This window comes from Psychrobacillus sp. NPDC096389 (assembly GCF_044762855.1).
Classification (GTDB): Bacteria; Bacillota; Bacilli; order Bacillales_A; family Planococcaceae; genus Psychrobacillus.
In genome coordinates, this window is record NZ_JBIWFB010000012.1 from 1 (window position 1) to 18,333 (window position 18,333).

General features: G+C 36.0%; 14 protein-coding genes and 1 other RNA gene. 3 read left to right on the forward strand and 12 right to left on the reverse strand.

The window, feature by feature from the left end; all coding sequences use genetic code 11:
* Positions 1-172: 172 nt before the first annotated feature.
* From ACIQ38_RS21170 to ACIQ38_RS21180, 3 genes are all read right to left on the reverse strand, one after another.
* Positions 173-913, reverse strand: coding sequence for a CsxC family protein (locus ACIQ38_RS21170; protein WP_402828015.1), 741 nt, complete (start codon positions 911-913; stop codon positions 173-175).
* Between the two features lie 138 nt (positions 914-1,051).
* Positions 1,052-1,774 carry a CsxC family protein gene (locus tag ACIQ38_RS21175; protein ID WP_402828320.1) on the reverse strand — a complete coding sequence of 241 codons (723 nt, stop codon included), beginning with the start codon at positions 1,772-1,774 and terminating at the stop codon, positions 1,052-1,054.
* A 375-nt stretch (positions 1,775-2,149) separates the two neighbouring features.
* Positions 2,150-4,036 (reverse strand): BC_2427 family protein, encoded by a 1,887-nt coding sequence (locus ACIQ38_RS21180; RefSeq protein WP_402828018.1) that lies wholly within the window; start codon positions 4,034-4,036, stop codon positions 2,150-2,152.
* A 323-nt stretch (positions 4,037-4,359) separates the two neighbouring features.
* Between ACIQ38_RS21180 and ACIQ38_RS21185 the strand changes: the two genes are divergently transcribed.
* From ACIQ38_RS21185 to ACIQ38_RS21195, 3 genes are read left to right on the forward strand one after another with little or no spacing between them, the layout of a single operon-like run.
* A complete protein-coding gene (locus ACIQ38_RS21185) occupies positions 4,360-4,737 on the forward strand; it encodes a GntR family transcriptional regulator (RefSeq protein ID WP_402828021.1) in 378 nt (125 codons plus the stop codon).
* Positions 4,737-5,618, forward strand: a complete 882-nt coding sequence (locus ACIQ38_RS21190) for an ABC transporter ATP-binding protein (protein WP_402828024.1) — start codon at positions 4,737-4,739, stop codon at positions 5,616-5,618. Before ACIQ38_RS21185 ends, ACIQ38_RS21190 begins: the two co-directional genes overlap by 1 nt.
* Positions 5,599-6,207, forward strand: a complete 609-nt coding sequence (locus ACIQ38_RS21195) for an ABC-2 transporter permease (protein WP_402828027.1) — start codon at positions 5,599-5,601, stop codon at positions 6,205-6,207. The genes ACIQ38_RS21190 and ACIQ38_RS21195 overlap by 20 nt, the downstream gene beginning before the upstream one ends.
* 918 nt (positions 6,208-7,125) lie before the next feature.
* On the opposite strand, the gene ACIQ38_RS21200 is transcribed toward ACIQ38_RS21195, so the two are convergent.
* The 9 genes from ACIQ38_RS21200 to ACIQ38_RS21240 form a co-directional block, all read right to left on the reverse strand.
* Positions 7,126-8,625, reverse strand: a complete 1,500-nt coding sequence (locus ACIQ38_RS21200) for a carboxypeptidase M32 (protein ID WP_402828030.1) — start codon at positions 8,623-8,625, stop codon at positions 7,126-7,128.
* A 24-nt stretch (positions 8,626-8,649) separates the two neighbouring features.
* Positions 8,650-10,545, reverse strand: a complete 1,896-nt coding sequence (locus ACIQ38_RS21205) for an ATP-dependent DNA helicase (RefSeq protein WP_402828033.1) — start codon at positions 10,543-10,545, stop codon at positions 8,650-8,652.
* Between the two features lie 97 nt (positions 10,546-10,642).
* The gene (locus ACIQ38_RS21210; RefSeq protein WP_402828036.1) at positions 10,643-11,770 is read right to left on the reverse strand and encodes a THUMP domain-containing class I SAM-dependent RNA methyltransferase; all 1,128 of its coding nucleotides are present in this window, start codon (positions 11,768-11,770) and stop codon (positions 10,643-10,645) included.
* Positions 11,770-13,494 (reverse strand): putative bifunctional diguanylate cyclase/phosphodiesterase, encoded by a 1,725-nt coding sequence (locus tag ACIQ38_RS21215; RefSeq protein ID WP_402828038.1) that lies wholly within the window; start codon positions 13,492-13,494, stop codon positions 11,770-11,772. The genes ACIQ38_RS21210 and ACIQ38_RS21215 overlap by 1 nt, the downstream gene beginning before the upstream one ends.
* Before the next feature lie 89 nt (positions 13,495-13,583).
* Positions 13,584-13,969: RNase P RNA component class B (rnpB, locus tag ACIQ38_RS21220), an RNA gene on the reverse strand.
* Positions 13,970-14,032: 63 nt separating this feature from the next.
* Positions 14,033-14,329, reverse strand: a complete 297-nt coding sequence (gene gpsB, locus ACIQ38_RS21225) for a cell division regulator GpsB (protein ID WP_402828041.1) — start codon at positions 14,327-14,329, stop codon at positions 14,033-14,035.
* Between the two features lie 68 nt (positions 14,330-14,397).
* Positions 14,398-15,693, reverse strand: coding sequence for a ribonuclease H-like domain-containing protein (locus ACIQ38_RS21230; protein ID WP_402828044.1), 1,296 nt, complete (start codon positions 15,691-15,693; stop codon positions 14,398-14,400).
* Complete coding sequence (locus ACIQ38_RS21235) at positions 15,683-17,962, reverse strand: DEAD/DEAH box helicase (RefSeq protein ID WP_402828047.1); 2,280 nt, start codon at positions 17,960-17,962, stop codon at positions 15,683-15,685. The genes ACIQ38_RS21230 and ACIQ38_RS21235 overlap by 11 nt, the downstream gene beginning before the upstream one ends.
* Positions 17,949-18,323: a YppE family protein gene (locus ACIQ38_RS21240; protein WP_402828050.1), complete on the reverse strand. Its 375-nt coding sequence runs from the start codon at positions 18,321-18,323 to the stop codon at positions 17,949-17,951. The genes ACIQ38_RS21235 and ACIQ38_RS21240 overlap by 14 nt, the downstream gene beginning before the upstream one ends.
* Positions 18,324-18,333 lie beyond the last annotated feature (10 nt).

Genomic DNA, 18,333 nt, shown 5'->3' on the forward strand with positions numbered 1-18,333 from the left:
CACCACGGACACCCTTGCTCTTGGCTAACCCCTACTTCTGTCTTCGGGGTTCGGGACTTGCACCCTATAGTTCATGTGCATGCCGGGCGCACATCATAAAAACGCCTGATTTTCATCAAGCGTTTCAATTCATATAAACCAATCTACTCGTGGTACTTTTTGAATGATATTATCATAGCCCTAAAGCATCAACTCTCACTTGTCTTTCTTGTAATACCTTCAGTGTAAGATCCACTACGATTTTCTCACGTAGCGTGCTAAATGATTCACCTACATCTGTTGGACACGGTGAAAAATCAAGCTCAAAGAAATCTGCACTTACTAACTCGCAATATGGTTGCTCATTATAATAAACATTATTTTCAAAGAAGTATTTATCCAAACGTGGAATATCACTGTTTTTCGGATCAATGAATCGGGATCTGCTTTCGGAAGAACCGCCTATTGTAGGGTAAACGAAAAAGTCTCCAGCCTTTAATTCTGCAAAACCAGAAAATGGAACAGTAGCAATTCGATCGCGAATAAATCCATTACAATTCGTAGTAGCATACTCAATATCTTTGCGAATAAATCCTTCCACAAACAATTTTGCTCTTGTTACAGTACGAACTGCACCATGGCATTCTTCTTTTCCGAAACGTACGGGAACAAGTTTACATTGTGTGATAAAAACATCTTTAAACACTCTTTTAATTTCACTTGCAGGTGGATTAAGTGGAATATTCGCTTCTACTACGATTTGAAGGGTAGTTTCTGCTAAGACAACAGGAACTTTAAGGATCGGACTAATATTCGATGGAACTAAACAAGGTCTTGCTACTTCATCATGTAGAGGTGTTAAAGTCACCGCATCCACCGGACATGGACGATTAATGGAACAATCCCCAGTATTTGTAATATTTTGTTCACTCATCAATATCACCTCCTTTCAAATCTTCTGCTTTTTTTATTCATCAACTTGAATATACTCAGCCTTCAACTTATAGTATGTTGTTCAACTCTTTATCTCTAAACGATTGTAATAGGTATTGTTTTTTTATTTGATGAGCTATTATAGCCCTAAAGCTGTAACTCTCACTTGTCTTACTTGTAATACTTTCAGTGTGAGATCAACTACAATTTTTTCACGTAGTGTATCAAACGATTCACCTACACCGGCTGGACATGGTGAAAAATCAAGTTCATAGAAATTGGCACTTACTAGCTCGCCATATGGTTGTTCATTATAAAAAACATTATTTTCAAAAAAGTATTTATCTAGGCGAGGATTATCATGGTTTTTTGGATTATTAAAACGGGATCTACTTTCTGATGAATCACCTAAAATAGGTAGAAGGAAAAAGTCGTCGCTTGTTAAATCTGTAAAACCAGAAAATGGAACTGTGGCAATACGATCCCGAATGACGTCGTCACAATTCACCGTAGCATACTCGATATCTTTACGAATATATCCTTCTATAAACAATTTTGCTTTTGTTACTGAACGTACAGCATCATTGCATATTTCTTCCCCAAAACGCACAGGAACAAGTTTACATTGCGTTAGAAAAACATCCTTGAATACCCTTTTAATTTCACTAGCTGGTGGGTTTAGCGGAATGTTAGCTTCCACTACGATTTGAATTGTTGTTTCTGCTAATACAGCAGGAACCTTAAGGATTGGTCTAGCAGGCGGTGGAATTATACATGGTGTTGCCCGTTCATCCTTTAAGGGGGTTAATGACTTTGCCTCAACTGGACACGGAATAACATCAGGGAAGTATTGACTGCTTATTTCATTTTGTTCGCTCAAAGTGCTATTTCCTCCATTCATTCTTCTTTACGTTCTAAAGTATGTTATAGGTAAGACTAGCATATAAGCAATAAACACAGAGGAATGGCAAAATATAAAGTTCTGCTTGTTATTTTATACAAAAAAATAATATAATTTGTTTTTCATTCATACCATTAGACCGTGATTAAATTTGGATACTTGGACAAAAAATGGCGTTAAAAATTGGGATTTTTAAAACTTCATTTTTAGGCACAATAAAAGCCGCCTTGTAGTCCATATACAAGGCAGCTTTTGTTCGTATGAAGAAAACGGAGTTCCTTCCGTTGCTCTTTTATAAAAATAAGAACAAATTATTTAGAAGTTTTCCTTTAAGATTTATTGCTGATTTATCACTTTTTGTACTTGCAGTAATTGGATTATTAGTTCTATCACTATGTTTTGATGTAATGGATGAAGATGTTGTTCCTCTTTTGCAATAGCGAGATATTCGATACTTTGATGTATGTTCCCTTCAATAAAGAGTGTCCCTGTTAATGCAATACGTTCTCTACTAGCAGTTTTAGGAGAAAATTTAGTTGGAACAAATTTGCAATTAGTTAACTCTACTACTTTAGAAATCTCCTTTACTTGATAAACTTTCTCTTCAAATAAAACTACTTCGTCTAAACAGAATTCCATATTATATTCCCCAATTACAACAGGAACTCTCGTATATACATACTTATGATGGGGGTATGCATTATTTGGTTCTCCTTCTTTTATAGAAAGTGAATCATGAATTGGTACTGCAACAGCTCTATTGAAACCCTTTTGCTTATTTTTGTTCTCTCGTCCCTCCCTTTTTTCATTGTTAGAGAAAATGAGGTCATGCGATTTAAAACCAATTAGGTGACAATATGGTTGGTCTTGATAGTAAGTAGTTGTATCAAATAGTTTTGTGGCTAATTGGGGGGTCTTTTTATTATCAGATGGATCAATAAATTTAAATGTATTTTGCATCGTACTTCCGAATAGTGGAAAGTGGTGAAAGTTTTCAATTTCAGCAAAAGTAGAGAATGGGATTTTTAAATTTTTTAAACGTGTCTCAGTCTGTCCACTTATCTTATTTGAGTGATTTGTTTTATCGTTTTCCGCGTTATTTTGATTTCCAATAGTTGAATGATCTACTCTATTTTCGTTTTCTAGCTTATGCTCCGATTGAGACGCTTTTTCTTGCTCTTTGATGGCTTCGATTGGTGGATAACGGAAATTATGAATTTTCGCGAAAAGAGAAAAAGGGATTTTGATTGAATTTTTGTGTACTTTTAGAAGTTTATCTGTTTTGTTCTCTTGTTCTAAAATACCTTTCATTTCAAGGTTATATTCGGGCTGAAATACTACTTCCTGCCTTAGTGGAACATTGATTGGAGGATAACGCAATTTATGAATTTTTGAGAAAAGAGAGATTGGAATTTTGATCGTCTTTTTGTATGCTTTTTTATTTTTATCAAGTTCAACCTCTAGTGGGCCGGAATCTAATATATCTTCCCTTTCGAGATTATGTTCAGATTGATGTACTTCCTCCAGATTTATTGAGGCATCGATTGGTGGATATCGGAAATTATGGATTTTCGTAAAAAGAGAGAATGGGATGCTGATTGTCTTTTTCTGTACTTTTAGATGTTGAACAAGTTCGTTATTAGGATTGACTTCAATTGTTTCTGGCTCTAATACATCTTCCCTTTCTAGGTTATGCTCAGACTGTGATACTTCCTCTAGCCCTAGTAGAGCTCCGATTGGAGGATAACGGAAATTATGGATTTTCGCAAAAAGAGAAAAAGGGATTTTGATTGTCTTTTTCTGTACTTTTTGATGTTGAACAGATTCATTCATATATTCTTTTTTTATGTTAACATCATCATTTTCAAATATACGACGATGTTGTCGTTTATTATGGTGGTCAAGATTTATCTTACTTTTAGAAGCAACAAGTAAGTCTTCCGTATCTTCAGTGACACCTGGAGCTACCACTGTTGTGGATTCAAAAATACTATCATGGTTCTCTTCTTTATCTGCTGCATTTAAGTGAGAAGAAACAGAATTAGCAGAAAAAGTAAATACATTTTTTTGTGAATCATTTCTCTTTTGTATAGCATCAAAGTTAAACCAAGGACATGTCAACTTTCCATCCTTGTTAATATAATGAAAATTATGAGCAGTAGTTGACATACTTACTTTTTCGGGATTAAATTTTATTTTTGGTATAAATTGATCGTCCAACATAGAATTTTTATCCCCACCTTGTTTACATATTAATAATCAAATACTCTTGGCTTTAACACTTTTTACATAAATGACTTTCATTATTTTAAGAAGGTCTAGGCCTTTGCATTATTTATTCTATGCAAATTCCCCAAATTAGTTCTTCCCTTAATGAAGCATTACTCCAATTATTACTACAAAAAAACACTCTATGTATTACCATTCTCATTGGTATTTATAAATACACTGCAAATAATTTCTTTAAAACGATTGTAAATTAATTAGCCTTCGTATATAGTGTATATAAAGTATATATACACTATTTTTAAAAAAGAGGTTTTTGCATGCAAATTATTATCTCGAATTATTCGAAAGAACCAATTTACGAACAAATTTATACGCAAGTGAAGAAACATATTTTGACCAATGAATTGCAGCCTGGTCAGTCTCTACCCTCTATGCGCCAATTAGCCAAGGATTTAGATATTAGCGTCATTACAACAAAAAGAGCATACGAAGAACTTGAAAAAAACGGTTTTATCTATTCAGTAGTTGGAAAAGGATCCTATGTATCCGAACAAAATAATGAAATGATCATGGAGCGAAAAATGAAAGTAATCGAAGAACAGCTAATGGCTGCAATTCAAAATAGTAAGGAAATAGGAGTTGAATTATCGGAGTTAAAAGAACTGCTTACGTTGTTATATAAGGAGGAAGCATGATGGAAAATATAATTGAACTGCAAGGTGTAAATAAGTCGTTTAACGGATTTAAACTACAGGACTTCTCTATTTCGGTAAAAAGAGGTTTTGTTACTGGGTTTATCGGTGGGAATGGAGTAGGAAAATCCACAACAATTAAGCTAATTATGAATTTACTACAACCTGATAGTGGAACTGTTTCTATTTTCGGTTTGAATTACAAAAATCACGAAAAAGAAATAAAACAACGAATCGGTTTCGTCTTCGATGAAAACATTTTATATGAAAACATCACCTTAAAAGAAATGAAACGAATTATTAAACCTGCCTATAAAAACTGGGACGATGCATTATTTAACCAGTATGTAGAAAAGTTTGAACTGCCATTAAATAAAAATATAAAAAACTTTTCCAAAGGCATGATGATGAAGGCTTCTTTAACGATTGCATTATCTCATCATGCAGAACTAATTATTATGGATGAACCAACGTCGGGACTAGATCCCATATTTCGTCGAGAACTTTTAGAGCTTCTCCATGAATTGATGCAAACCGGGGAGAAAACAATCTTTTTTTCCACACATATTACAACAGATTTAGATCGGATAGCTGATTATATTACTTTTATTCATAATGGAGAGCATATATTTACTAAAGAACATTATAAAATCGAAGAAGAATACGCGATTGTAAAAGGTGAGACGAATCTATTAGATCGTGATACTGAAAAAGAATTTATTGCTATTCGAAAATCCAATCATGGATTTGAAGCATTAACAGGAAATAAACAACGTACAAAAAAAGTTTTTAGAGATGCAGTCATTTTAGAAAAGCCTACACTGGAAGATATTATGCTATATACAAAGAAAGGAAAAGATAAATATGTGGAATCTCATTCGTAAAGATATTGCTTTACAGAAAAAAACATTAATGATTTTGTTACTACCGTTATTCGCTTATTTGTTTTTAGGCAGTTCTACAATTTGGATAGGGGTTTTGTTTTGTATTGCTCTCATCATGCAAGGTTTTTCAATGGATGAAAAATCCTCTAGCAATCTCTTATTCAATTCTTTACCTTATACGCGAAAAGAAATTGTCAGTTCTAAATATATAGGTGCATGTGTTTTTATTTTCCTAGTTCTGGCTACTATTTTCATTGGAAATTTGATTATTCATAAAGAAATGATCCAATTGGAACAATTATTGTTCACTATGAGTATCGTTATGCTATTTATTTCATTCGCTTTTCCATTTTCCTACCTACTTACAAGTCAATATTTAATGATTGCCTTTGCTGTTTTATTTGTCCTTTATTTTATTATTGTCAATATGTTTATACCAAATTTAAATGATCGAATAAGAGAGCTCGTTCATACTGTTTTATCTCTAGATAATTCTCTTTTCTATTTAATAGTCGTTGTTTCTGTTTTACTTATCTATATTTTGTCATGGATGCTCTCCATCCGAATTTACAGTAGGAAAGTATTTTGAAACGTTTGCTTAACGTGATACCATTTCTAGGAACAAAAGCCCTAAAACGTCTGGCTCTAAACCGATATAGAAAATGGGAACGATGAATGGAATGAGACATATAATGGGGAACTGCGCCGTAAATCCTATTAGGTGGCCGCTAGGATTTACGTTGCAATCGTACGCTTTCCGCCGGGTAAGCGATGAGCCATCCCCGCCGCTTAGGTGTACGTTGGATGGCTCATTTTGCTCAAACAGATGAACAAAAGCTAAGAACGCCACATCGTGTGGCAACGCCTTTGTGACCAACATCCTGTTGGCCTCGGCTGGAGTCGACGCTTGCAGCGAAAATCAATGGAAATCACTAACTTATCAGCATCCAGAATTAACAATAAATGGTTGAACGAGACAATATACACTACGAACACGACAATCTCGCCTTTGAACACGACAATGCGACCGCTGAACACTACAAACTAGTCGAGCAGATGCCGGCTATGCGAGTTCGGCGAGCTTTTAGGCATATTATTTCTATAATAAATCGAAATCATGGTCGTCTCAATCCAAGTAAACTTGCTACTGTAAGAAATTAGTTGCTCTCCTGGGCAATTTAGTTGCTCTCATGCTGATTTTAGTTGCTTTCGTACTAAAATTAGTTGCCTTCAATAGCTTTTTGATTGCCCTTTGCCATCATTTGGAACTTCGCTCGATGGTGTGAAACCCTGCAAGAGCGTTAGTGATGTAGCAACTCGTCTCATCACTCGCTCGGAGGAAATATAGCTGCCCCCTTATTTGAGCTTGCTACCGCGCAGTATCCTAAACAGTGATACACTTATATCGTTATGAGAATGTTATCTACATACCCCTAAAGAGCTAAAAAATCCATGTGTTTTGAAAACACATGGATTTTTGTCGTTTATATTAATTTTTGAAAATCGATTAGAGCTGATAAATCTTCGTATACTTTTCTTCTAAATAGTCTGCAAGATAATTGCCGTTAAGCCCTTCTCCTGTAGCATCTTTCAAGATTTCTAGCGGTTTTTTTAAAGCTCCATATTGATGTACATTTTGTGCAAGCCAGTTTTTGATTGGAGACAAATCGCCTTTTTCAAATAACTCATCAAAGTTAGGAATATCTTTTAGCATAGCTGCTTTGAATTGAGAAGCATACATATATCCAAGCGCATAGGATGGGAAATAGCCAAAGCTTGCTCCAGCCCAATGGACGTCTTGTAAAATACCTTCCGCATTCGTTTCTGGTCGTACTCCTAAATATTCTTCATACTTAGCGTTCCAGATTTCTGGTAAATCTTCTACTTTTAAATCTCCGTTGAATAATCCTTTTTCTATTTCATAACGAATCATAATATGCAGTGCATATGTCAGTTCATCTGCTTCAATTCGGATTAAAGAAGGCTTCACTTCATTAATGGCACGTAAAAAATCTTCCATAGCAACATCCCCGAATTGCTCTGGTGAATAACTTTGCAATTTTTCATAATTCTGTTCCCAGAATTTCGGATTGCGTCCCACAAAGTTTTCATAGAAGAGCGATTGGGATTCGTGTATTCCCATCGAAGCTCCGCCAGCTAAAGGTGTTCCAGTTAATTCTTCGCTCACATTTTGATCGTACATTGCATGGCCACATTCGTGAATAGTCCCAAAAACAGCAGAGCGGAAATCCGATTCATCATATTTTGTTGTAATACGAACATCTCCGCGATTTAAGCCAGTTTCAAACGGGTGAACTGTTTCATCCAATCTCCCCGCTTCGAAATCATAACCTAATTGTTTTAGTACATCTAAACTAAATGCCTCTTGTTGTTTTTTATCAAAATGTTTAAATATGAAATCTGTTTTTGGTTGGTTTGGAGATTCTGCAATCTTCTTTAATAGAGGTACAATTCGACCTCTTAACTCTCCAAATACTTTATCTAATACATCCGTAGTCATACCTGGTTCGTATTGGTCTAACAGCACATTGTACGGATTGTCATCTTTTACTCCCCAATAGATAACAAACTGCTTTAACGTATCCACCATTTCTTTTAAATAAGGTAGGAACATTTCCCAATCATTTTTATCTTTTGCTTCTTCCCAAACAGATTCAGATTTAGACTGAAGAATGACAAACTTTTTATATTCTTCTGCCGGAATATTTTTACTAAGATCGTATTCTTTTTTTACTTCTTCGTGAACACGTTTCGTCACTTCACTCACTGAATTCAGTTTAGGTTCTAATTCGTCTAAAAGGCTTTTTAGTTCATCAGAAGTAGATAGATTAAACACATCTGTCGCAAGTACCCCTACTACTTCCGAACGTTGATCAAGCCCTTTTTTCGGAGCTCCTGTGCGCATATCCCAATATAATACTCCCAACGCTTCATTGTATGCACCTATTTTTTTCACGTAATCTAAAAATTGTTGTTCGACTGTCATTTCAATTCCCCCTTGTAATGAACATTAGATTGTTGTAGGCAAAATCCCTGTAAATCTACTTTCTAGTTTTGCTTCTTCTTCATTCAGTAATAGATGAATTTCCCCATGGTCACTCGAAGTACGGATTAATCGTCCGATTCCTTGTTGCAATCTTAAGAGCATGAATGGTAACTCCACTTCTTCGAATGGATCATTTGAAAATGATCGTTTTGCATCAAATAATGGATCTGCTAATGGGAATGGCAAATCATAAATAATTACTCTCGTTAAAGCTTCTTGTGGCAAATCGAGCCCTTCCCATAGATGATAAGAACATAGTGTAGCAAAATCACCATTTTGAAACTCTTTTACGATGGTCGAAAGCTCACGATCTCCTTCAAATACGATATTTGTAGAAGTAGACGTACGAGAACGGAATTGTTCCATCGCTGCTTTCGATTTAAATAATATTAATGTTTGCTGTTTATTTTCTAAAATTGCATCTACTTGTTTTATTTTATCATCTTGATTGGATTGGTGCGTATAAATTTTCATCACTTCATCATAATCAAACGGTGATTCAACCGAAAATGATTGGAACTTTTCAATTCCTAAAGAATCTGCTATATAGGTAAAATCTTTTTCAATCGATAAAGTAGCAGATGAAAAGACGATTGGTAATTGAGAAGTGAATAATTTTTCGTGCAAGATATCAGTTACTAGACGCGGCATCACGATAAGTGTTTCATGTCCATCAATGATTTCTAGCCATTCTACGCCGTCCCCTTTTTCCGTGAATAAACGTAAAGAGAATGCATACTGCTCCAAAAATTCCTCTACCATTCGAAGTTCATATTCAGGAATCGTAAATAGCTCTGACTCAAATACAAATTCTTCTAACAACTCATCTGTAATACGAATGGCTTGTTTGCACATTTGGATGAGTTCCGGTGTCTTGTCGATTTTCATTCGTTCGCTTTCTTCTTCGGTGCTATTTTTTCTTAAAATGCCGAAAATACGGTCATGTGTTTCTTGTAATATTTCCATTAAATGCAATGTTTTTTCACGAACACCGTCTACCATGACACGTTCTAATAATTGAATAAGGGTTTCGCTTTGCACTTCGTATGTCAACGCTTTTTGCGCTGCATACTCCAGTAAATGCCCTTCATCTAACACAATCATGGACACATCCGGTAGTAATGGCATTTGTCCTTCTCGCACGCGAGATTCTTTCGTCCAAATATGTTCCATTAGAAACTCATGGGAACAAATGATTAAATCGGTAGACTGACGATAGTTTTGACGATGAATCGTCTGACCACAACGGTTACGTACATCACATACCATACATTGCTGTGTCGGATGATAATTTACTTTTTGCCAGTCTTCATCACTGACACCAGGAAACTGGCTACGTTCACCATATGGATAGATTTTTTGAAGAGAAGAATGCCCATACACAAAATCCGGAATTTGATCTTCAATCTCTTCTAAAAAGAAATCATTGTCGCCATCTTTTTGTGCTTCTTCTAAACGTTTCAAGCATAAATATTGGTCACGTGATTTAGCTAAACGAACGTCTATGTTAATATCTAAATAATTTTGAAGTTTAAAAATATCGCCGGCTTCTTTTACCAATTGCTCGATCAGTGTTTCATCGGCACAGGCGATCAATGCTGGTTTACCTGTGTATCGTGCATACGAAATAGCGGGTAGTAAGTAGGCGATTGTTTTGCCTGTACCTACACCAGCTTCTGCAAATAATACATTTTTTTCTTTTAATGTCTTCTCAATTTGATAGGCCATGAAAATTTGTTCGTCTCGGCATTCAAATCCTTTTTCTGGTAATTCATCATACAGAACATCTCCCATCCAATCTCCTAATGAATCAAAGAAATTTTTATCTTTTGATAATTGAAATGGTAACGCATTTTTCATTGTAAAACTCCCTACTTCCATCAATTTTGCCTTCGTATATAAAATCCAATATAGGAGATAACGTAAAAGAAAGGGAGAACCAAGTCTCCCTTACCTTTTAAGAACGTTTACCCCAAAACTGATAATAATCTGTTCGGATAAAACCATTAAATAATTTGCGTTTTTTCGTTGCTTTTTTACCGTATGCATTTTCAAAGTTTTCCATAGATGAAAGCATATAAACGGACCAAGATGGATATTTGCTCATTAAATGACCTAAATCACTAATGACTTGCTCGATTTCTTCGATTTCCCCAATACGCTCACCGTAAGGAGGGTTTCCAATCATTACTCCGTCTGTTAAGGACGTAGTAAAATCACGTGCTTGCATTTGTTTAAAAGTGATAATATCTCCAAAGCCTGATTCGAATGCATTTTGTTCTGCCATTTGAATCATTTTATGATCGATATCAGAACCAATAATTTGAAGCTCTTGGTCATAATTGGCAAGGTCTTCTGCTTCGTTGCGTACATCATCCCAAATCGTTTTAGGCATCCAAGACCAAGCTTCACTATGAAAATCACGATTAAAACCTGGAGCAATATTTTGTCCAATCATCGCTGCTTCAATCGGAATTGTCCCAGATCCGCAAAATGGATCGACGAAAGGACGGCTTGGGCTCCATTTGGAAATTTTCACAAGTGCAGCTGCTAGCGTTTCTTTTAAAGGAGCTTCCCCTTGGTCTTGACGGTAACCACGTTTATGAAGTCCTGCACCACTCGTATCTATTGTAATCGTCGCAACGTCTTTTAAAATACTGATTTCGATTTTGTATGTTGCTCCAGATTCATCTAAAAATCCAATTCGTTTATAGGCAAGTTTTAATCGCTCTACAACTGCCTTTTTCACGATTGCCTGGCAATCAGGTACACTGAATAAGGTAGATTTAACGGATTTCCCTTGTACTGGGAATGCGGCATCCACTGGTAAAAACTTTTCCCATTGTATCGCTTTTGTTCGTTCAAAAAGCTCATCAAACGTTTTTACAGGAAACTGAGCTGCCACGATTTTCACACGATCAGCAACACGTAGCCATATGTTTGCACGTGCGATAGCACGTTTATCTCCTTCAAAATACACTTTCCCGTTTTCAGTTGTTGTTTCATATCCTAATGCTTTTACTTCATCGGCAACGATTGATTCTAACCCCATTGCGGAAGTTGCTACTAATTTAAATGTTGTCATTATATAATCCTTTCTTGCTTATGAATTTCCCACAGTTCAAGAAAATCCATTAGTTTTGAACTTGGAATTGGTTTACTGTAATAATATCCTTGAATGATATCACAGCCCATTTCTTTTAAAAGCTTCAGTTGATCTTTCGTTTCTACACCTTCAGCTACTACTTTAATATGTAATCTATGTGCCATTAAAATAATGGAATCTACAATAGCCTGTTTATCTTGCAAAGATGCAATCTGTTGGATAAAGCTACTATCAATTTTTAAATAGTTTAGAGGGAAGCGATTTAAATAGCTTAAGGAAGAATAGCCTGTGCCAAAATCATCGATGGATATTTTGAATCCCATGCTTTTTAACGTGATCAATTTATTGACGACTTCTTCTGCTTCTTTCATCACCGTTCGCTCGGTCAGCTCTAGCTCCAATTGCTGTGGACTACAATTATGCTGCATGATGATTGAATTTATACGTTCGATAAAATCATCTTGTTGAAAATGTAGAGCTGCAATATTGATGGAAACAGGCAAATATACTCCCCGTATGTTCCATTCCAGTATATCCAAACAAACCTTTTCTAAAATCACTTCGCTTAGCGGGATGATTAATCCTGTATCTTCTGCATAAGGGATAAATTCCCCTGGTGAGACAAATCCCAGTTGATCATTTGTCCATCTAACTAGCGCCTCTACTCCAATTACTTGCTGCGTCACTAGTGACACTTTCGGTTGATAATGCACAACAAATTCTTTCTTTTGGATGGCTTTTCTGAGCTCTGCTTCCAGTAACAGTAATCGCTTTGCATCTTGCTTTAATTCTTCAAAGTAAAATGCGTATTGGTTTCGTCCATTTTGTTTTGCGAAATACATTGCTTTATCTGCTTTATGAATGAGCTTTTCTACTTCCTCTCCATCTTGCGGATAAAAACTAATTCCTATACTTGATGTTATATATATTTCATTTTCATTTATATAGAACGGTTTATTTAATAGCTTTAAAATTTCTTTTGAAAATTGAGCCGCTTCTTTTTGATGCCCGATACTCGTTTTCGTTAGTAAAAATTCATCGCCGCCATATCGTGCAAAAAAATCTTGTGTGCCTACAATTGACTGAATACGATTTGCTACTTCCGTTAATATGAGATCCCCTATTTCGGTTCCAAGTGTTTCATTGATCTGTTTGAAACGATCTAAGTCTATAAAAAAAACGGCATGTTTACTAGCATCATTTTCAGAGGCATCGATTAAGTCAGCTAATAATTTCTTAAAGGTGTTCCGATTCGGTAAATTTGTTAAATAATCTGTAGTTGTAAGCTCTTCTATCTCTTTTTCTACGAATTTCTCTTGAGAAATATCGGAAAAAACACCAAAATAATGTGTAATTTCACCTTTGCCATTTACAATGCTAGTGATGGTTAAGTACTCAGGGTACAATTCCCCGTTTTTTCTCTTGTTCCAAATTTCGCCTCGCCAAACACCATTATTTTTTATTTCATTCCACATCTTCTTATAAAAAACTGCATCTTGCTTACCTGATTGTAAAATATTCGGCGTCTTTCCTTCTACTTCTTGCAAGGCATAGCCTGTTACAGTTTCAAAAGCGGCGTTAACTAATGAAATGCGCATATTTTGATCTGTAATCATTATTCCTTCTGTCGTAGAGTTGAATATTTCTTTTATTAGATTATTAGGATATAAAGAAAGTTGCTCAAATGGTTGCATTGTGTCCATTTCTACACCACCCTCTTACTATATTAAGGAAAAAAAAGCTCTCCTAAGCTTGGAGAGCTTTGTAATTATTAAGTATAGCCACTCATACACCCAATAAGCCATGTTTTGTTTCTACGGTACTCAAACGGTGCTTTACCTCGTACGATGTAGATGGCAATCATCTATCTACGAAAATTACTTCTCGTTCTTCTATCCGTTCATTTCCTTCAAGAAAATTCCCCTACCATAATTTGGGTTTCTCACTCGTGGGGTTTACCTCGTTCCACCTGTAAAGTTTCCAATACAGCTTCGTCACTGTGGCACTTTCAGAGATTGTCAGCCATATCCTAAGACTTAGGCCTTCATCCCGCCGTCAGCTAAATTAGCTGCCTTAGTTTATTTTTTCACTAAGCACGAACACTACATTCATCTCAGAATTGTGTGAGCATGGACTTTCCTCTACAATGATCTAGCATTGCAGCGATTGCCCGGATATATAAGTGGTAGTACTAGTATAATCGATATTTGGACGAGTTACAACGCATATGAATTAATATAATTATTCGTACAATTTACTGCCAAATACATGCTTTTCTAAATGAGAAAGTCTTTTTAAAATATCAAAGTTCGTCGCTCCTACTTGAGGTGGTGCTGGTGCTACTTTCTTTGGAGCTTCTGCAAGTTCCTCTTTTAGTTGATTGATCTCTGATTGAAGTTGGGAAATTTTCTTTTCATAAGCTTCATAATCTTGAATGATGTCATCTAAGAAAATATCAACTTCTTCTTGATTGTAGCCTCTTAGGCCCGTTTTAAATTCTTTTTCAAGTATATCTGAAGTTTTTAATTTTGTTTCCATATGGCATCTTCCTTCCGTCTGTTTCACTAACCGTATTATAGCATAACGATGTCGAATAATGGAGCATTTTAAAGCCGGGAAGCTCGCTTTTTGTTAGGTTGTGCGCTTTCCCGGGAAATAGTTAATTTCCGAATTATTCTCGCTTCTCGTTTTTGAAGATCTTGATGTAAGTGTAATTGCTGTTTTTGACTTCCCACATTTGGTGTTTCCGCTAAATAATCCGCGCATTTCCTCGTTATTTCCAAAGCCATCTCGTAATCTTTTTTCCGATGTTCATAAAGTTTTGCTAATTCCATATAAACATCGATACGATATTTCCCGACTATTTTAACTAACGATGCTTGAAATGCAGCCAAACTGTCATCGAATAATTGCAGTTTTTTCAAATGCAATCCAACATAATAATACGCCACACTTACTTCCTCTTCCTCGAATTCATCAATAACAAACTGAAACCAATCAAGACTTGCATCCACTGATTTTAAATCCCTAAACCACTTGCCTATATTCGTATACGTGACAGAGGATTCCACCGCTTCCTCTTCTTTTAATAGCTTTACGGATAGGATATAAAGCGTTACGAGTGATAAAATATCCCACTCATTATGCTTCAGCACTTTCATGAGGTTAGTAGGATCTCCATGCTTCACCGCATCAAAATAAATAATCGGGGCAAGATGGCCGGGAATATCATTTTCCCTGATAAAACCTAGTTTTTGCTCTTCTACTTGTTTTAACTTAAATCGTTCCAGTTCTCCTTTCCAAATTCGTTTTGAAGAGTGCATCAAATCGATTTGCGCATGTTCTAATAGTGGAGGTATCGTATTTCGATTCATCGTCCATCTTGACGCCAACTGTGGCAAATCGAAACTTTTGCCATTGTACGTAATAATCGTCTGCGCAGTTTTCCAAAACTGTGACTCATACAAAAAAGAAGATTCTTGACCTGGTTCTGCTAGCACATACTGCGTTAATAGAAAACCATTTTCCATTTGCTTTAACATGCCATTTAAAAAAATGAGTACACCTGTCCCTTTCAATCCCGTTGTTTCCGTGTCATAAAAACAAAAAGGAGTATTTGGTGCAACTGTCAGTGGATGATCAGGATACTTTTCTTGCATAAATGTAATTGCTTCATGCAAATGATGTAGCCCAATGTTTCCATGTATATGCGACTGGTCATAAAAAGTTTCTTTTACAAACAAAAAACCTTTTTCATTTTGTATTAAATTTAGACCGGCCGCTTTCCATTTGTCCGTGTAAAAAGGAAGTGGTACCGTAGCCACTTCCTTTTTAGGCTCTTCTTTTACTGTATTCTTTTTTATGAGTCCTTTCATTTGCATCAATTTCTTTTCATATGACATGATCATTCACCAACAACAAGTGAAATAATTTAATCACTTCTTTTTTCAAATTTAACTCTGCATCTTGGGCACCAATACACGCAGGACATCCATTTGTACATGGGCATGTTTCTACTTGTTCCATCACTTTTGGAACGAGTTCATTCCATAAATCATACATTCTTTCTGATAGCCCTATTCCACCTGGATAACTATCATACATATAAAAAGTTGGCTTTTCTGCATTAATTGATTTCACTTGTGGCACAACATGAATATCTTTTGCATCACAATGGATGAATAATGGGATAAAGGCATGTAATGCATAGGCAACCCCTGTCATTGCATCGGATAATAGCGTTTCTGTCCAATCGCTCGGTTTATCAAAGCTAAACCAAGTTGAAGATGTATGTAACTCAAGTGGTGGTAAATGAATTTTCCCGGAGCCTATGTTGTCATGCGTATCAAATTTTATTTTTTTGAAGATCGTGGGCTGGGCGAGCACAATAATGTCACCAAACCTGAGCGTTCCGATTGATGCATCTCTTTCCTTATCTTCACTCAATACTTTTAACTCTACCGCAATATTTGCGTCTGTGAAATAGTCCACATCTACTTCTTTTACAAATGCTTTCTTTTCTTCCCAATCGAGTATTTCCACTTGGAATTGCGTACCTTGGTGTAAGTAAATCGCTTCTTCATGTAGTAAAGTCATGGCACTATATTGATCCATCTCCCCAATGACTCTCGTTTTCGTTGGTATTGACTGATCAATGATGATGACGTTTTCTTGTGAAGCTGAGCGCAAGCTAATATTACTCGCCGGAAAACTTTCAGACATCCAATGCCATTTATCAGCTGTTTTCAATAAAACCCCTTCACTCTCTAAAAAAGCGAGTAATTCTTGAATAGAAAACTCTGCATATGAATCCAGTGTCGTAAACGGCAGCTCAAATGCAGCACATTTTAAATGATCCATTAAAATAATCATATTATCTGGATGAATACGAACTTCTTCTGGAGATTGACCTAAAAAATATTCGGGATGCTTCACCACATATTGATCGAGTGCGGTAGACTGTGCCACATAAATAATGAGCGCTTCATCTTGTCTTCTACCAGCACGACCCGCTTGTTGCCAAGCACTTGCAATATTTCCCGGGTAACCAGTCATAATACATGCTTGCAATTGTCCGATATCGACACCAAGTTCTAGGGCATTGGTGCTTACTACCGTTCGAATAATGCCATCTCTTAACCCTTTTTCAATCGTTCTTCGCTCAGAAGGTAAGTAACCACCGCGATATCCTCGAATCGTTTGGTCATTAATCTTTTTACTTACTAAAGCTTGTAAATAGGTGACAAGCATTTCCACACGCACCCGGCTCTTCGCAAATACAATCGTCTGAATGCCGTTCACATACAATTCCTGGGCTAAATCTCGCACTTCTAAAATGGCACTTCTTCGTACATTAAATACTGGATGAACGATTGGTGGGTTGTAAAAGACAAAATGTTTTTTTCCAGAAGGTGCACCATTTTGATCGATCAGTTCATGGGTTGTATTCGTTAGATTCTCCGCTAACTCTTTTGGATTTTTGATCGTTGCAGAAGTGCATATAAATTGCGGATTGCTTCCGTAAAATGCACAAATACGTTTTAATCTTCTAATGACATGCGCTACATGACTTCCAAATACACCCTTATATGTATGAATTTCATCAATGACAATATATTTTAGATTTTCAAAAAGAGATACCCATTTCGTGTGATGTGGAAGTATCCCTGAGTGCAGCATATCTGGATTTGTCAAAACAATATGTCCTGACTTGCGTACTTTTTGTCTAATACCCGGTTCTGTATCCCCATCATAGGTAAAACTTAGTATTTCTTCCTCGCTTGCTTTGATTAAATCATTTAAATCACTTTTTTGATCTTGAGCTAAAGCTTTTGTTGGAAATAAATAAATAGCACGCGAGGTTGGGTCTTCTAATATGGATTGAAGCACCGGTAGATGGTAACATAGCGACTTTCCGGAGGCGGTTGGGGTAATGGTCGTATAAGATTTCTTAGCTGTTGCAGCATCAAAGGCTTGTCGTTGATGGACATATAATTGATGCACTCCACGGCTTTTTAATGCTTTTTGAATAGAAGGATGCATTTTTTCAGGAAAAGGTGCATATATTGCTTCTTTCTCTTCCGTTACGTGAATATGTTCAATTCTAGAAAAGCGATTTTGATCTATTTTCCAGTCATCTAACAATTCCTGTATGCTCTTATTTGCTCGCATACTCATCCCCCACTTCTTTGATCGCTTGCATAATCGTTTCTAATGTATATTTAGATGCATGAATCGATTTTAAAAATCGTTTCTTGCTTGTCCCTTTATAATATGATTGCACGATGAATTGCTTCATGGATTCAATTAAAGAGTCAATCTGACTTGGATGTACATATTTTGGACGCTTCACTTGAATCCATGTTCGAACGAGTTTTTCCCATTCAAGCAATACTTCATCTATTTTGTAGGCATGTGGCTTTACTTCACCAAAAAAATCAGGTTCTTTGTCTAGTTCTCTATATAATTGAAAGCGCAAAATGCTTTCATCACATTCTTTTGCTAATTGTTCACTTAAACGTAATAACGACATTCTAAATCCC

Coding starts and splice junctions, on each gene's coding strand:
- ACIQ38_RS21170 (WP_402828015.1), bottom strand. CDS start 913: ATGAGTGAACAAAATATTACAAATACTGGGGATTGTTCCATTAATCGT.
- ACIQ38_RS21180 (WP_402828018.1), bottom strand. CDS start 4,036: ATGTTGGACGATCAATTTATACCAAAAATAAAATTTAATCCCGAAAAA.
- ACIQ38_RS21185 (WP_402828021.1), top strand. CDS start 4,360: ATGCAAATTATTATCTCGAATTATTCGAAAGAACCAATTTACGAACAA.
- ACIQ38_RS21190 (WP_402828024.1), top strand. CDS start 4,737: ATGGAAAATATAATTGAACTGCAAGGTGTAAATAAGTCGTTTAACGGA.
- ACIQ38_RS21195 (WP_402828027.1), top strand. CDS start 5,599: ATGTGGAATCTCATTCGTAAAGATATTGCTTTACAGAAAAAAACATTA.
- ACIQ38_RS21200 (WP_402828030.1), bottom strand. CDS start 8,625: ATGACAGTCGAACAACAATTTTTAGATTACGTGAAAAAAATAGGTGCA.
- ACIQ38_RS21205 (WP_402828033.1), bottom strand. CDS start 10,545: ATGAAAAATGCGTTACCATTTCAATTATCAAAAGATAAAAATTTCTTT.
- ACIQ38_RS21210 (WP_402828036.1), bottom strand. CDS start 11,770: ATGACAACATTTAAATTAGTAGCAACTTCCGCAATGGGGTTAGAATCA.
- ACIQ38_RS21215 (WP_402828038.1), bottom strand. CDS start 13,494: ATGGACACAATGCAACCATTTGAGCAACTTTCTTTATATCCTAATAAT.
- gpsB (WP_402828041.1), bottom strand. CDS start 14,329: ATGGAAACAAAATTAAAAACTTCAGATATACTTGAAAAAGAATTTAAA.
- ACIQ38_RS21230 (WP_402828044.1), bottom strand. CDS start 15,693: ATGTCATATGAAAAGAAATTGATGCAAATGAAAGGACTCATAAAAAAG.
- ACIQ38_RS21235 (WP_402828047.1), bottom strand. CDS start 17,962: ATGCGAGCAAATAAGAGCATACAGGAATTGTTAGATGACTGGAAAATA.
- ACIQ38_RS21240 (WP_402828050.1), bottom strand. CDS start 18,323: ATGTCGTTATTACGTTTAAGTGAACAATTAGCAAAAGAATGTGATGAA.